Origin of the sequence: Poseidonocella sedimentorum (assembly GCF_900116005.1) — a bacterium.
Classification (GTDB): Bacteria; Pseudomonadota; Alphaproteobacteria; order Rhodobacterales; family Rhodobacteraceae; genus Poseidonocella; species Poseidonocella sedimentorum.
Window position 1 is genome coordinate 179,151 of the sequence record NZ_FOYI01000005.1, and the last position, 14,367, is coordinate 193,517.

Genomic DNA, 14,367 nt, shown 5'->3' on the forward strand with positions numbered 1-14,367 from the left:
GCTGACGAAGGAGAAAACGAGATGTCGAGAATTGTCTATGTCAACGGAGACTATGTGCCGGAGGCGGATGCGACGGTGTCCGTCTTCGATCGCGGCTTTCTCATGGCGGACGGGGTCTATGAAGTCACCAGCGTTCTGGGCGGCAAGCTGATCGATTTCGACGGCCACGCGGTCCGGCTCAAGCGGTCGCTCGATGCGCTCGACATGGCCGAGCCGATGAGCAAGGACGCGCTGCTGGAGATCCACCGCGAGCTGGTCATCCGCAACGACCTCACCGACGGGATGATCTACCTCCAGGTCACGCGCGGCGCGCCCGCCGACCGCGATTTTGCCTTTCCGGGGCCGGATGTCGCGCCGACCGTGGTGCTCTTCACCCAGTCCAAGCCCGGCATGGCCGAGGCCCCCGCGGCCAAGACCGGCATCAGCGTCATCTCGATCCCGGACATCCGCTGGGGCCGGCGCGACATCAAGACGGTGCAGCTCCTCTACCCGTCCATGGGCAAGATGATGGCCAAGGCCGCAGGCGCCGATGATGCCTGGATGGTCGAAGACGGGTTCGTGACCGAGGGCACTTCGAACAACGCCTATATCGTCAAGGGCGACAAGATCATCACGCGCGGCCTGTCGACCGACATCCTCCATGGCATCACCCGCGCCGCCGTGCTGCGCTTTGCCCGCGAGGCACAGATGCAGGTCGAGGAGCGCAACTTCACCATCGAAGAGGCGCAGGACGCGGACGAGGCCTTCATCACCTCGGCGAGCACCTTTGTCATGCCCGTGGTCGAAATCGACGGCGCGGCGGTGGGCGCGGGCACGCCCGGCCGGGTCGCGAAGCGCTTGCGCGAGATCTATCTCGAGGAAAGCCGCAAAGCCGCCGTCTGAGGGGCGCATTTCAGGGCGGGAGCGGAGGTCAGGCCGCCTCGTCCGGGCTCTGCATTTCGCTGCGATAGTACAGCAGGATCGCGCCGGCGACGGCGGCGACGAGGGTCGCCTTGGCAAAAAAGCGCAGGGCGGTTTCCCCGCCGAGCAGGCCCTGAATCACGAAGAGCAGGTCGGTCAGCAGGGCGAGCGCCGCGATGAAGCAGGTCAGCGCCGCGAACCAGCGCCGCACGGGCGAGCGCGTGCTGGCCGGATCGGCGAGGGTCAGGCGGCGGACCTTGCGGTCCAGCCAGAGGAAGAGCGGGAAGAACACGATCAGCCCGGCCAGCGCCCGCCGGATCCCCCAGTTGCCGAGGCCGCGCTCGGCAAAGGGATCGCCCAGCCGCGCATCGGCAAGCTCGAACCCAAGGCGCAGGATTGACACCGTGCTGATCACGAGCGCGACGAACATCAGCCCGAAGATCACCGCCTCGCGCGGCGAGGGCCCGGTGCGCGGGCGGGGGACCGGCGGGGTGAACCCGGTTTCGGCCCAGGCCCCGAGCGCGGCGCGAATCTCGCTTTCCGACCAGCCCGCGCCGATCATCGCCGCTTCGATATCGGCCCGGCTGCGCCCGGCGCGCAGGGCCTCTCCGACGAAGCCCACAAGCCGGTCGGCGGGGCGCATCGCGCTCAGCTCTCGCCCACGTTCTTGGCGAAGGACTCCTTGAAGGCCTCCTGTTGCCCGGCACTCGCATCGGTCTGATGGTTGGCTTTCCACTCGGCCATGGTCATGCCGTAGAAGATCTCGCGCGCCTCGTCCTTGCCCATCTCGATGCCGCGCGCGTTGGCGGCCTCCTGGTACCAGCGCGACAGGCAGTTGCGGCAAAAACCGGCGAGGTTCATCATGTCGATGTTCTGCACGTCCGTGCGGTCTTCCATCAGGTGCTGGCGCAAGCGGCGGAAGGCGGCGGCCTCGAGCTCGATCCGGGTCTGGTCATCCATTCTGCATCTCCTCCTGCTCTGTCATCATGGCGCGCGGCAGGGCGCGGTCAAGCACCGAGGCGAGGCGATGCGCCCAGGCGCGCTGGCCGTCCTCGTGTTCGATGAGGTCATTGCGCAGCTCGATCAGCAGGTTCAGCCGGCCGGTTGCCGTCGCGTGGCGGTCGATCGCGTCACCTGGCAGATAGCCCGAGTATGGCTCGTTTACCCCCACGCAGAGCGGCGCGCCGCTTTCCTGCCGCACGGCCTCGGCGATCTCGGGGTCGGTCCGAAGGATGTCGAGCACCGGCCGGGCGAGACGCGTGTCCTCGGCGAAGAGCAGCCCGATCTGCCAGGGCCTGTGGGGCCTCCCGCGCAGCTGCGGCGTGAAGCTGTGGACCGAGACGAGAACCGGATCCTCGATCGCCGCCGCCGTCTCGGCGATCGCGCGGTGATAGGGCCGGTGGCAGCGCTCCAGCCGCCTCTCCTTTTCCGCCGCGTCCGCGTGGCGGTTCGCGGGGATGATCGAGCCGTCAGAGAGCCGCATCAGCACGGTGGGGTCATCCTCGCCGCGGTTCGGATCGATCACGAGGCGGGAGAAGTTGGACAGGACCGCGCTTGCGCCGAGCGCTTCAGCAAGGCGCCGCGTGACCCCTGCCGCGCCGACGTCATAGGCGATGTGGCGCGCCATGTCCGACATTGGCAAGCCCAGCTCGCCGCCGCCGACGAAGGGCGGGACGGTGTTGCTCGCGTGATCGCAGGTCAGCAGCCACCGGCTGGGCGAGGGGGCGGGAATGGTGTAAAAAGGCTGGTATGTCATGTCTGCGTCATATTGCTCGGACACCCCTTAGAGCAGTTGTGCGGGAAATGGAATTGGGTCATAACGCGGCCGAACTTGTTAGCGGTAACGCGTGGGGCAAAGTGAGTGCTCCGCCGCGGTAAAAGCTCCGCCCGCAGGGCGACGGCATCGATCTGCCGGGGCCGCGAGGGGCATCGACACAAAGGGACAACAGGCAGATGAAACGCGACAGGAAGGTCAAGATTGTGGCGACGCTCGGACCGGCGTCGAGCGACTATGAGACGATCCGGGCGCTGCACGAGGCGGGGGCGGATGTGTTCCGCCTCAACATGAGCCACGGCAGCCACGAGGACGTTCAGGCGCGCTACGACATCATCCGCAAGGTCGAGTCGGACCTCAACAGCCCGATCGGCATTCTGGTCGACCTGCAGGGCCCGAAGCTGCGCGTTGGCACCTTTGCCAACGGCGCGTTCGATCTCCAGGCCGGGGCGAAATTCCGCATGGATCTCGATCCCGCGCCGGGCGATGAGAGCCGCGTGTGCCTGCCACACCCGGAGATTTTCGCGGCGCTGGAGCCCGGTGCGCGGCTGCTCGTCAATGACGGCAAGGTGCGGCTCAAGGTGCTCGACTGCGGCAATGATTACGCCGATTGCGAAGTGGTCGCGGGCGGCATGATTTCCGACCGCAAGGGCGTGAACGTGCCCGACGTGGTGCTGCCGCTGGCGGCGCTCTCCAAGAAGGACCGCGCCGATCTCGCCTTTGCCATGACGCTCGAATTCGACTGGCTGGCGCTTTCCTTCGTGCAGCGCAAGGAAGACATCGAAGAGGCGCGCGAACTGACGGGCGGCAAGGTCGCGATCATGACCAAGGTCGAGAAACCGGCGGCGGTGACGGCCTTTGCCGAGATCCTCGACGCGTCTGACGGGATCATGGTGGCGCGGGGCGATCTCGGCGTCGAGATGCCGTTGCAGAACGTACCGACCATTCAGAAGCGCCTCGTGCGGATGTGCCGCAAGGCGGGCAAGCCGGTGGTTGTTGCGACGCAGATGCTGGAGAGCATGATCGAGAGCCCGATGCCGACGCGGGCCGAGGTCTCCGACGTGGCCGCGGCGATCTACGAGGGCACGGATGCGATCATGCTTTCGGCGGAATCGGCGGCCGGCTCCTACCCGATCGAAGCCGTGGGCGTGATGAACGACGTGGCCATCGAGGTCGAGGGCGATCCCAACTATGCGGGCATCCTCGCGGCGTCGCGGTCGGTGGATCGCGCGAGCGTGGCCGATGCGATCGTCTCGGCGGCTCGCGAAATCGCGGAAGCGACCGATATCAAGGCGATCTGCTGCTATACCCAGAGCGGCACCACCGCGTTGCTCACCTCGCGCGAGCGTCCGGGCGTGCCGATCGTCGCGCTCTCTCCGCTTATGGGGACGGCGCGGCGCCTGACGCTGAGCTGGGGGACGACGACGTTCTACTCGCCCGAGATCATGACCCGCTTCAAGCAGGCGGTGACCGGCGCGATACGGGCGGCCTGCGAGTTGGGCTATGCCGAAGAGACCGATTTCATCGTCGTGACCGCGGGCGTGCCGTTCAACCAGACCGGGACGACAAACATCCTGCGCGTCGCGCCCTGCGCCGAACATCTGATCTCGGCCGACGAACACGAAGAGTGAGTCCGAGTGCGTAAGCCAGGGTCTTGGCGCGCACATGGCGCCAAGATCCCCCTTGCCAGCGCTCCGCGTTTGTCGTAGGAGCGCGCTTCGATGCGTGGCCGGCCGGTATGGCATGCCGAGTCGCGCGTTAGACCGACCTCAAGACAGGAGACGGAAATGCCAAAGATGAAGACGAAGTCGAGCGCCAAGAAGCGCTTCAAGACGACCGCAAGCGGCAAGGTCCTTGCCGCCCAGGCGGGCAAACGGCACGGCATGATCAAGCGAACCAGGAAATTCATCCGCGACGCTCGGGGCACCACGACCCTCTCCGCACCGGATGCAAAGATCGTCAAGGGCTATATGCCCTATGACCGCTAAAGGAGCCTGAAGCATGTCCCGAGTTAAAGGTGGTACTACCACACACGCCCGCCACAAGAAGGTCATCAAGGCAGCGAAAGGCTATTACGGCCGCCGCAAGAACACCTTCCGTGTCGCCACGCAGGCCGTCGACAAGGCCAACCAGTACGCCACGCGCGACCGCAAGAACCGCAAGCGGAACTTCCGCGCCCTGTGGATCCAGCGGATCAACGCAGCCGTGCGCAGCCACGACGAGGCGCTGACCTATTCGCGCTTCATCAACGGGCTGACGCTGGCGGGGATCGAAGTGGACCGCAAGGTTCTGGCCGATCTAGCCGTGCACGAGCCCGCCGCGTTCGGCGAGATCGTGACGAAGGCGAAAGCCGCTCTGGCCTGATCGCCCGAGCAATGTGATTTTGAAACGCCGCGGGTCGACCCCGCGGCGTTTCGCGTTTGGGGCTCTTCATAAGCGGAAGGCGCCTTGCGGCGCCTGCGACATGAGCTCGGTCCGGGCCTTGCGGCCCGGCCCAAGCGGCTTGCGCCCCGTGGCTCCTGTCGCTAGTCAGGCGGGCGACGAAGCTGGAGGGTCGGATGGACGATCTGCGCGAAAAATATCTTGCGGCCATTGCGGATGCCGCGGACGAGACGGGGCTCGAAGCGCTGCGGGTGCAGGCCGTCGGGAAGAAGGGTGAGGTCAGCCTCAAGATGCGTGAGCTGGGGCGGATGACCCCGGAGGAGCGCCAGGTCGCAGGCCCGAAGCTCAATGCCCTGAAGGACGAGATCAACGCCGCGCTGGCCGCCAAGAAGGCGGCCCTCGCGGATGCCGCGCTCGATGCGCGGCTCCGCGAGGAGTGGCTGGACGTGACGCTGCCGGTGCGGCCGCAGCGCCGCGGGACGATCCATCCGGTGAGCCAGGTCTGGGAAGAGTGCACCGCGATTTTCGCCGAGATGGGCTTTGCCGTGGCGGAGGGGCCGCAGATCGAGGATGACTGGTACAACTTCGACGCGCTGAACATCCCCGGCCACCACCCCGCCCGCGCCGAGATGGACACGTTTTACATGCACCGCGCCGAGGGCGACAATCGCCCCCCGCATGTTCTTCGCACCCACACTTCGCCGGTCCAGATCCGCACCATGCAGGCGCAGGGCGCGCCGATCCGCATAATTGCGCCCGGCCGCGTCTATCGTGCCGATTATGATCAGACCCACACGCCGATGTTCCATCAGGTCGAGGGGCTTGCGCTCGGCAAGGACATCTCGATGGCCAACCTCAAATGGGTCCTCGAAGAGTTCTTCAGCGCCTATTTCGGCACCGAGGTGAAGACCCGGTTCCGCGCCTCGCATTTCCCCTTCACCGAGCCCTCCGCCGAGGTCGATATTCAGTGTTCGTGGGAAGGGGGCACGGTCAAGGTCGGCGAGGGCGACGACTGGCTCGAAGTGCTGGGCTCCGGCATGGTCCACCCCAAGGTGCTCGAGGCCGGCAACATCGACCCCAACGAGTGGCAGGGCTTTGCCTTCGGCATGGGAATCGACCGGATCGCCATGCTGAAATACGGCATTCCGGACCTCCGCGCCTTCTTCGACAGTGATCTGCGCTGGTTGCGGCACTACGGGTTCAGCGCGCTGAACGTGCCGACGCTGCATGGGGGGCTATGTGAATAGTGTTCAGTTGGTTTGGCAGACAAAAGAGTTAAAGATGCCAAAGCCTTTCGGAAAAGATTAGGACGACATCACCCTGATTTACCAAGAGTGCGAGTTAAAGCGGTCGTGGTAGGTGGGTGGAAAGATGGTGAGGACCAAGGCCACTTTGGCGTTAAACTAGATATCGATTAACGCGCTGTTTGATACGACGACCCCGTCAAATCCCAAAGCCTTCTCCTCAAGGAGAGAATACGATGAAATTCACGCTGTCCTGGCTCAAGGAGCATCTGGAAACCGAAAGCACGCTTGACGAGATCGTCGAGGTTCTGACCGATCTCGGGCTCGAGGTTGAAGGGGTCGAGGATCGCGCGGCCCGTTTGGCGGATTTCACCATCGGCAAGGTGGTGAAGGCCGAGAAGCACCCCGATGCGGACAAGCTCAAGGTCTGTCAGGTCGAGACCGGTGAGGGCGAGACCCAGATCATTTGCGGCGCGCCCAATGCGCGGGAGGGGATCACGGTGGTGATCGCCAGGCCCGGCGTCTATGTGCCCGGCATCGACACGACCATCGGCGTCGGCAAGATCCGCGGCATCGAGAGTTTCGGCATGATGTGTTCCGAGCGCGAGATGGAGCTCTCGGAGGAGCATGACGGGATCATCGAGCTGCCATCCGGCGAGGTCGGCGGGCGGTTCGTCGACTGGCTGGCGCAGAACGATCCGGCCAAGGTGGACCCGGTGATCGAGATCGCGATCACCCCCAACCGCCCCGATGCGCTCGGCGTGCGCGGCATTGCCCGCGATCTCGCGGCGCGCGGGCTCGGGACGCTGAAGCCGCAGGAGATCGCCGCGGTGCCCGGCCAGTTTGCCTCGCCCATCGGGGTTTCGATCGATGAGAATGCGCTCGAAGACTGCCCCCTTTTCTGTGGCCGTGTCATCCGGGGCGTCAAGAACGGCCCGTCGCCGCAGTGGTTGCAGGACAAGCTGACCGCCATCGGCTTGCGCCCGATTTCCGCGCTGGTGGACATCACCAACTTCTTCACCTTCGATCAGAACCGGCCGCTGCACGTCTTCGATGCGGACAAGGTCACGGGCGATCTGCGCGTGCACCGGGCCGCGGGCGGCGAGACGCTGGAGGCGCTCGACGAGAAAACCTACAGGTTCGAGCCCGGCATGCTGGTGATTTCCGATGCCAACGGGCCGGAAAGCATCGCCGGGATCATGGGCGGTGAGGAGACGGGTTGCACCGGTGAGACGGTCAATGTCTTCCTGGAGAGTGCCTATTGGAACCCGGTGCGCATCGCGCTCACGGGCCGCGCGCTCAAGGTCCATTCCGACGCGCGCTACCGCTTTGAACGTGGCGTCGATCCCGCGTTCACGCCCGAGGGGCTGGAGGCCGCGACGGCGATGATCCTCGAGCTGTGCGGCGGCGAGGCGTCGGAGGTGGTGACTGCGGGCAAGGTCCCGGACACGTCGCGCGCCTATCGGCTCAATGCCAAGCGGGTGGAATCGCTCGTGGGGATGGAGATTTCCGAGAGCGCACAGCGCCAGACCCTGACCAAGCTCGGCTTCCGACTGGATGGCGATATGGCCCATGTGCCGAGCTGGCGGCCCGATGTTCTGGGCGAGGCGGATCTGGTCGAAGAGGTCGCGCGGATGGCCTCGCTCACCCGGCTTCAGGGCAAACCCATGCCCCGGCTCTCGGACGGCGTACCCGCCCCGGTCATGACGCCGGCGCAACTGCGCGAGCGCGCGGCGCGGCGGACGACGGCGGCGCTCGGCTACAATGAATGCGTGACCTACAGCTTCATCGACGAGGCGGCGGCCAAGCTTTTCGGCGGCGGCGATGACGGCACCATGCTCGCCAACCCGATCAGCCGCGATCTGAGCCACATGCGCCCCTCGCTTCTGCCGGGCCTGCTGCGGGCCGCGGCGCGCAATCAGGCGCGGGGCGCGGGCAACATGGCGCTCTTCGAGGTCGGCGCGACGTTCCACGGCGGGGAGCCGGAGGAGCAGAGCCTCTCGGTGGCCGGGGTGCTCATCGGACAGACCGGCGACAAGGATGTCCACGGCGCGGCGCGGCCCGTCGATCTCTATGATGCCAAGGCCGATTGCGAGGCGGTGCTGGCCGCGATCGGGGCGCCCGCCAAAGTGCAGATCCTGCGCGGTGGCGAGGGCTGGTGGCATCCGGGCCGGCACGGGCGCATCTGCCTCGGGCCCAAGAAAACGCTGGCGGTCTTCGGCGAGCTGCACCCCAAGGTGCTCAGCGCGCTGGATGTCAAAGGCCCGGCGGTGGGCTTCGTGATCTGGCCAGCCGAAGTGCCCATGGCGCGCAATGCCAGCGTCTCGCGCCCGGCTCTGGAGCTCAATGACCTTCAGGCCGTCGAGCGCGATTTCGCCTTTGTGGTGGACGCGGGCGTCGAGGCGCTCACGCTGCTGAACGCGGCGCAGGGCGCGGACAAGGCGCTGATCGACGAGGTCCGCGTGTTCGACGAATTCATCGGCGGCAGCCTCGGCGAGGGCAAGAAATCCCTCGCGATCACCGTGCGCCTGCAGCCCAGGGACAGCACGCTCAAGGACGCGGATATCGAAGCGGTGTCGGCCAAGATCGTGGAGAAAGTGGCCAAGGCCACCGGTGGCACGTTGCGCGGTTGAGGCGCAAAAAGGAGACAGTCATGACCCTCAAGGTTTATCTTTCCGGCGAAATCCACACCGATTGGCGCGAGCAGATCACTGCGGGCGCCGAGGGGCTCGACGTGGCGTTCCACGGCCCCGTGACCGATCACGCGGCCTCCGATGACTGCGGCGTGGCGATACTCGGCGCCGAGGCCGACAAGTACTGGCACGACCACAAGGGCGCGATGGTCAACGCGATCCGCACGCGCAAGGGGATCGAGGACGCGGATGTCGTCGTCGTCCGGTTCGGCGAGAAGTACAAGCAGTGGAATGCGGCGTTTGACGCGGGCTATGCGGCGGCGCTCGGCAAGTCGCTGATCATCCTGCACGGGCCGGATCACCAGCACGCGCTCAAGGAGGTGGACGCCGCGGCGCTCGCGGTGGCCTCGGAGCCGCGGCAGGTGGTGGAGATCTTGCGCTACGTGCTGACGGGCGCGCTGCCCGGCTGATCGCGCCGACGATTGGCAACCCCGGCGTCAGATCGCCGGGGCGGGAAATGACCTAACGTCGCTTTGCGCCGCCCGCCCATTCTTTACTCAAACTGTGGACATTGCCCCGAAGTCACATTAACCGAGCCCCATCGATGCTGGGTGCTCGTCATGGGACGCATGTCGATCAACAAGTGAATGGCCAAAACGGCCAAGGTTTATTCCGCAAAGGGACAGTGAACATGCTTCAGGAATTCAAGGACTTCATCGCCAAGGGCAACGTCATGGACATGGCCGTTGGTATCATCATCGGCGCGGCCTTCACCGCAATCGTCACCTCGCTCGTGAGCGATCTGATCAACCCGATCATCAGCCTCTTCACCGGCGGTATAGACTTCTCCGGCCTCGGCATCCGCCTGAGCGAAGGCGAAGACGGTGCGATCTTTGCCTATGGCAACTTCATCATGGCGATCATCAACTTCCTCATCATCGCATGGGTCGTCTTCATGCTGGTGAAGATGGTCAACCGCGTCAAGGAATCGGCCACACGCGATGAGGATGTCGCCGAAGAGGTCCCCACGGGCCCCTCCGAGAAAGACCTGCTGATGGATATCCGCGAGCTTCTCAAGAAGTGATCGCGCGGGCCGGCAGGCCATGAAATCGAAACAGACGCCCGGGCCATGGCTCGGGCGTTTTGCGTTGGGGGCCGCGGCTGACTCGCGAAAGGCACCCCCCAAAAACGACAAACCCCCGGGGCGGGGCCGCGGGGGTCGTCTGAGCAAAGCTCTCGTAGAATAAGCTCTTAGAGGAGCCCTTCGCGTTGCGCCTTCTTGCGCGCGAGTTTACGCGCACGGCGGATCGCTTCGGCCTTCTCCCGCGCTTTTTTCTCGGACGGTTTCTCGAAATGTTGCTTGAGCTTCATTTCCCGAAACACACCCTCGCGCTGAAGTTTTTTCTTCAGGGCGCGCAGTGCCTGATCGACGTTGTTGTCGCGAACACTAACCTGCATGTGGTTGTCACCACCTTCCTAGTTTGAGTTGCAAAGATTTGCAGGAGGTGGCCGTATAGCAAGGGTGCCCTAGTTTGTCCAGAGCCGTGCAGGGAAGGTGAAACGATGACCGCAGACGATGAGGATATCCGCGCAAAGCTGCTTGATGCGGCGCTGATGCATGTGCCGTTCGATGGCTGGACCCGGGCCAGTTTCACCGCGGCGGTGCGCGATTCCGGCATCGATCCGGCGCTGGCCGAGGCGATCTGTCCGCGCGGGGCGCTGGACCTCGCGGTCGCCTTTCACCGGCGCGGGGATGCGCAGATGGTGGCGCGGCTGGAGGCGGCGGATCTGGCCGGGATGCGGTTCCGCGACCGGATCGCGGCGGCGGTGCGCTACCGGCTGGAGGCGACGCAAGACAAGGAAGCGGTGCGCCGCGGGGTCACGCTTTTTGCCCTGCCGCCTCATGCGCCGGAAGGGGCCAAGCTGATCTGGGGGACGTGCGATCTCATCTGGACCACGCTGGGCGATAGCTCGGATGATCTCAACTGGTACACCAAGCGCGCCACGCTGTCGGGCGTCTACTCCTCGACGGTGCTCTACTGGCTGGGCGATACCAGCCCCGGGCACCAGCAGACCTGGGAGTTCCTCGATCGGCGGATCGACGACGTGATGCAGATCGAGAAGCTCAAGGCGAAGGCCCGCAAGGCGCCGGTGCTCGGCGCGCTTCTCGCCGGGCCGAACTGGCTGGCCTCACGGGTGCGCGCGCCGAAAGGGCCGGACCGGGACGCGGAGCCGGGCCATTGGGCAAGCGGATCCTGAGGAGCCGGCCTGGATCCAAACCCCCGCGAAACGACGCGCGGCGCCCTCTTTGACCGAGGATTTTGATTCAGATCAAACGTTACCGGCCCGGCGTCGCGTAGAGCGGGGGGCATGGAGCATGATCTTTTTGAAAAGTATGGCCTGTTTTCATCGCGGGTGCCGCGCTACACGAGCTACCCGCCCGCCAACCGGTTCGAAGACGGGATGGGGCATCGCCGTCAGGCCGTCTGGCTGAACGCGCTGGACGATGACGAGACCGTCTCGATTTACATCCACATCCCGTTCTGCCGGCGGCTCTGCTGGTTTTGCGCCTGCCGCACGCAGGGGACACAGACGATGCGGCCGGTGGAGGCCTATGTCGAGCACCTGCTGCGGGAGATAGAGAGCGCGCGGCGGCATCTGGCGCCCGGGATCCGCATGTCGCGGCTGCATCTGGGGGGCGGGACGCCGACGATCCTCGCGCCCGCGCTGATGGACAGGCTGCTCACGGCGGTGTTCTCTGCCTTCGGCACGGCGCCGGACTTCGAGTTTTCGGTCGAGGTCGATCCGACGGACGCGCCCGAAGAGGTGCTCGATGTGTTGCTGGCCCACGGGCTCGACCGCGCCTCCATCGGCATTCAGGATTTCCAGCCGGGTGTGCAGAAGGCGATCGGGCGGATGCAATCCGTCTCCCAGACCGTGCGCGTGGTGAATTACCTCCGGGCGGCCAAGTTGCGGAGCATCAATTTCGATCTGCTTTACGGGTTGCCGCATCAGGACGAGATGAGCCTGATGCAGACGATCGAGACGGTCCTGCGCCTGCGGCCAGACCGGTTGGCGCTTTATGGCTATGCCCATGTGCCCTGGATGTCCAAGCGGCAGGGGATGATCCCGGACGAGGCGCTTCCGGACCCGAAAGCGCGGCTGGAGATGGCCGAACGCGCGGCGGACCGGCTCACCGCCGGGGGGTATGTCGCGATCGGCATCGACCATTTCGCGCAGCCCTCCGATGGCTTGGCGCTCGCGCAGCGGGCCGGGCGGCTCAAGCGGAATTTTCAGGGCTACACCGATGATCCCGCGGAGGTCCTGCTGGGCTTCGGGGCCTCGGCGATCTCGCGCTTCCCGCAAGGCTATGTCCAGAACGCGGTGGCCACGGCGGCCTATCAGGAGCGGATCGGGCGCCACGGTCTGGCCGGCGCCAAGGGCCATGAGATGAGCGTGTCCGATTGCGTGATCGCCACGATGATCGAGGAGGTCATGTGCTACGGGTCGATCCATGTGAGCGATCTGTCGCGGGTGTTTCAGGATGCGCAGGTGCACCCGCAGGCACTGGCCGAAGACCTGCTCCGCCAATTTCCCGATCTGCTGGAGTGGGATGGCGCGGTGCTCCGGGTCGGGCCGCACCATACCCCGTTCATCCGGATCGTCGCGAGTGCGCTCGATGCGGCGAGACCTTCCCCCGACCGCCACAGCCTGGCCGTTTAGGCCGGCCCGATTGACCCAGATCAACGAAGCGCGGCCCCGGGCCCGGTAGCACGGGTCCAAAGACCAACCGGCCACGCGGGCAGATGCAACTTCAGAGGCGTCCATGGATTATCTAAAACTGAGTATTTTGGGGCTGATCGCGCTCTTTGCGGCGATGGGGGCGAACTACGCCCATGACCTGTCCTATCAGGTGCATGCCGTTCTGATCATGCTGATCGCCTCCGCGATGTTCATCTGGGTGCTGCGCAATACCGACGAGCCCAAACCCGTGGCCGACCCGCACACCGGCTATTTCGACGATGTCATCCGCTACGGCGTCATCGCGACGGCCTTCTGGGGGGTGGTCGGCTTCCTCGTGGGCACGTTCATCGCCTTCCAGCTCGCCTTTCCCGAGCTGAATTTCGAATGGGGGCAGCCCTTTACCAACTTCGGCCGCTTGCGCCCGCTGCACACCAGCGCGGTGATTTTCGCCTTTGGCGGCAACGCCCTGATCGCGACCTCCTTCTACGTGGTGCAGCGTACCAGCGGCGTGCGGCTCTTCGGCGGCAAGCTCGCGTGGTTCGTCTTCTGGGGCTACCAGCTCTTCATCGTGCTGGCCGCGACCGGCTACCTGCTGGGCGGGACGCAATCCAAGGAATACGCCGAGCCCGAGTGGTACACCGATCTGTGGCTGACCATCGTCTGGGTCGCCTATCTCGTGGTCTATCTCGGGACCATCGTGGTGCGCCGCGAGCGGCATATCTACGTGGCGAACTGGTTCTACCTGAGCTTCATCATCACCGTGGCGATGCTCCACATCGTCAACAACATCAGCATCCCCGTCAGCATCTGGGGCTCCAAATCCGTGCAGGTTTTCTCCGGGGTGCAGGATGCGATGACGCAGTGGTGGTACGGCCATAATGCCGTGGGCTTCTTCCTCACCGCGGGCTTTCTGGGGATGATGTACTACTTCGTCCCGAAACAGGCGGGCCGCCCGGTCTACAGCTACAAGCTCTCGATCATCCACTTCTGGGCGCTGATCTTCCTCTACATCTGGGCGGGGCCGCACCATCTGCACTATACCGCGCTGCCCGACTGGGCCTCGACGCTGGGCATGGTGTTCTCGATTATCCTCTGGATGCCCTCCTGGGGCGGGATGATCAACGGGCTCATGACGCTGCAGGGCGCGTGGGACAAGCTGCGCACCGATCCGATCATCCGGATGTTCGTCATCTCCCTCGCCTTCTACGGCATGTCGACCTTCGAGGGCCCGATGATGTCGATCCGCGCGGTCAACTCGCTCAGCCACTACACAGACTGGACCATCGGCCACGTGCACTCCGGTGCGCTCGGATGGAACGGCATGGTGACCTTCGGCGCGCTCTACTTCCTCGTGCCGCGGCTCTGGGGACGCAAGGCGATGCACTCGATCTCGGCGATCAATGCCCACTTCTGGCTCGCGACCATCGGCATCGTTCTCTACGCCGCCTCGATGTGGGTGACCGGCATCATGGAGGGGCTGATGTGGCGTGAGGTCGATGACCAGGGTTTCCTCGTGAACTCCTTCGCCGACACCGTGAGCGCCAAGTTCCCGATGTACGTGGTGCGCGGTCTGGGCGGTGTTCTCTACCTCGCCGGTGCATTGGTCATGGTCTGGAACATCTGGGCGACCATCCGCGGCGCCAAGCCCGCCCACGCCCCGCTGCCCCACGCGGCACCGGCTGAATAAGGA

The 14,367-nt window shown here is 65.2% G+C and carries 15 protein-coding genes; 11 read left to right on the forward strand and 4 right to left on the reverse strand.

The features are described from left to right. Positions 1-21: 21 nt before the first annotated feature. Positions 22-882, forward strand: coding sequence for a D-amino-acid transaminase (locus BM353_RS09275; protein WP_092080026.1), 861 nt, complete (start codon positions 22-24; stop codon positions 880-882). A gap of 28 nt (positions 883-910) precedes the next feature. Here BM353_RS09275 and BM353_RS09280 read toward each other — a convergent pair whose 3' ends face one another. Genes BM353_RS09280 through BM353_RS09290 form a run of 3 tightly spaced genes read right to left on the reverse strand, consistent with a single transcriptional unit; the run spans position 911 to position 2,656 of the window. Beyond that, positions 911-1,543 carry a DUF5671 domain-containing protein gene (locus tag BM353_RS09280; RefSeq protein WP_092079735.1) on the reverse strand — a complete coding sequence of 211 codons (633 nt, stop codon included), beginning with the start codon at positions 1,541-1,543 and terminating at the stop codon, positions 911-913. 5 nt (positions 1,544-1,548) lie between these two features. Continuing rightward, complete coding sequence (locus tag BM353_RS09285) at positions 1,549-1,860, reverse strand: DUF1244 domain-containing protein (protein WP_092079737.1); 312 nt, start codon at positions 1,858-1,860, stop codon at positions 1,549-1,551. Continuing rightward, the gene (locus BM353_RS09290) at positions 1,853-2,656 is read right to left on the reverse strand and encodes an N-formylglutamate amidohydrolase (RefSeq protein ID WP_092079740.1); all 804 of its coding nucleotides are present in this window, start codon (positions 2,654-2,656) and stop codon (positions 1,853-1,855) included. Before BM353_RS09290 ends, BM353_RS09285 begins: the two co-directional genes overlap by 8 nt. A 197-nt stretch (positions 2,657-2,853) precedes the next feature. On the opposite strand from BM353_RS09290, the gene pyk reads away from it, so the two are divergent. The 7 genes from pyk (at position 2,854) to mscL (ending at position 10,017) form a co-directional block, all read left to right on the forward strand. Then, entirely contained in the window at positions 2,854-4,305 is a 1,452-nt protein-coding gene (gene pyk / locus BM353_RS09295) for a pyruvate kinase (RefSeq protein ID WP_092079743.1), read from the forward strand. A 156-nt stretch (positions 4,306-4,461) separates the two neighbouring features. Next, positions 4,462-4,662 (forward strand): 50S ribosomal protein L35, encoded by a 201-nt coding sequence (gene rpmI / locus BM353_RS09300; protein ID WP_092079746.1) that lies wholly within the window; start codon positions 4,462-4,464, stop codon positions 4,660-4,662. 13 nt (positions 4,663-4,675) lie between these two features. Continuing rightward, positions 4,676-5,038: a 50S ribosomal protein L20 gene (gene rplT / locus BM353_RS09305; protein ID WP_092079749.1), complete on the forward strand. Its 363-nt coding sequence runs from the start codon at positions 4,676-4,678 to the stop codon at positions 5,036-5,038. A gap of 194 nt (positions 5,039-5,232) precedes the next feature. Continuing rightward, positions 5,233-6,303 carry a phenylalanine--tRNA ligase subunit alpha gene (gene pheS, locus BM353_RS09310; protein ID WP_092079752.1) on the forward strand — a complete coding sequence of 357 codons (1,071 nt, stop codon included), beginning with the start codon at positions 5,233-5,235 and terminating at the stop codon, positions 6,301-6,303. A 233-nt stretch (positions 6,304-6,536) separates the two neighbouring features. Beyond that, positions 6,537-8,933: a phenylalanine--tRNA ligase subunit beta gene (gene pheT, locus BM353_RS09315; protein ID WP_092079755.1), complete on the forward strand. Its 2,397-nt coding sequence runs from the start codon at positions 6,537-6,539 to the stop codon at positions 8,931-8,933. A gap of 20 nt (positions 8,934-8,953) precedes the next feature. Further along, positions 8,954-9,403: a YtoQ family protein gene (locus BM353_RS09320; protein ID WP_092079757.1), complete on the forward strand. Its 450-nt coding sequence runs from the start codon at positions 8,954-8,956 to the stop codon at positions 9,401-9,403. A gap of 221 nt (positions 9,404-9,624) precedes the next feature. After that, on the forward strand, positions 9,625-10,017 hold the full coding sequence (gene mscL, locus BM353_RS09325; RefSeq protein WP_092079760.1) for a large-conductance mechanosensitive channel protein MscL: 393 nt from the start codon (positions 9,625-9,627) through the stop codon (positions 10,015-10,017). A gap of 167 nt (positions 10,018-10,184) precedes the next feature. Here mscL and rpsU read toward each other — a convergent pair whose 3' ends face one another. Beyond that, positions 10,185-10,391, reverse strand: coding sequence for a 30S ribosomal protein S21 (gene rpsU, locus BM353_RS09330; RefSeq protein ID WP_005614280.1), 207 nt, complete (start codon positions 10,389-10,391; stop codon positions 10,185-10,187). A gap of 105 nt (positions 10,392-10,496) precedes the next feature. Here rpsU and BM353_RS09335 point away from each other — a divergent pair, with 105 nt between their 5' ends. From BM353_RS09335 to ccoN, 3 genes are all read left to right on the forward strand, one after another. Then, positions 10,497-11,192: a COQ9 family protein gene (locus BM353_RS09335; protein ID WP_092079763.1), complete on the forward strand. Its 696-nt coding sequence runs from the start codon at positions 10,497-10,499 to the stop codon at positions 11,190-11,192. A 111-nt stretch (positions 11,193-11,303) separates the two neighbouring features. Further along, positions 11,304-12,656 carry an oxygen-independent coproporphyrinogen III oxidase gene (gene hemN, locus BM353_RS09340; RefSeq protein ID WP_092079766.1) on the forward strand — a complete coding sequence of 451 codons (1,353 nt, stop codon included), beginning with the start codon at positions 11,304-11,306 and terminating at the stop codon, positions 12,654-12,656. A gap of 103 nt (positions 12,657-12,759) precedes the next feature. After that, the gene (gene ccoN / locus BM353_RS09345; protein ID WP_092079769.1) at positions 12,760-14,364 is read left to right on the forward strand and encodes a cytochrome-c oxidase, cbb3-type subunit I; all 1,605 of its coding nucleotides are present in this window, start codon (positions 12,760-12,762) and stop codon (positions 14,362-14,364) included. The last annotated feature ends 3 nt before the right edge of the window (positions 14,365-14,367 follow it).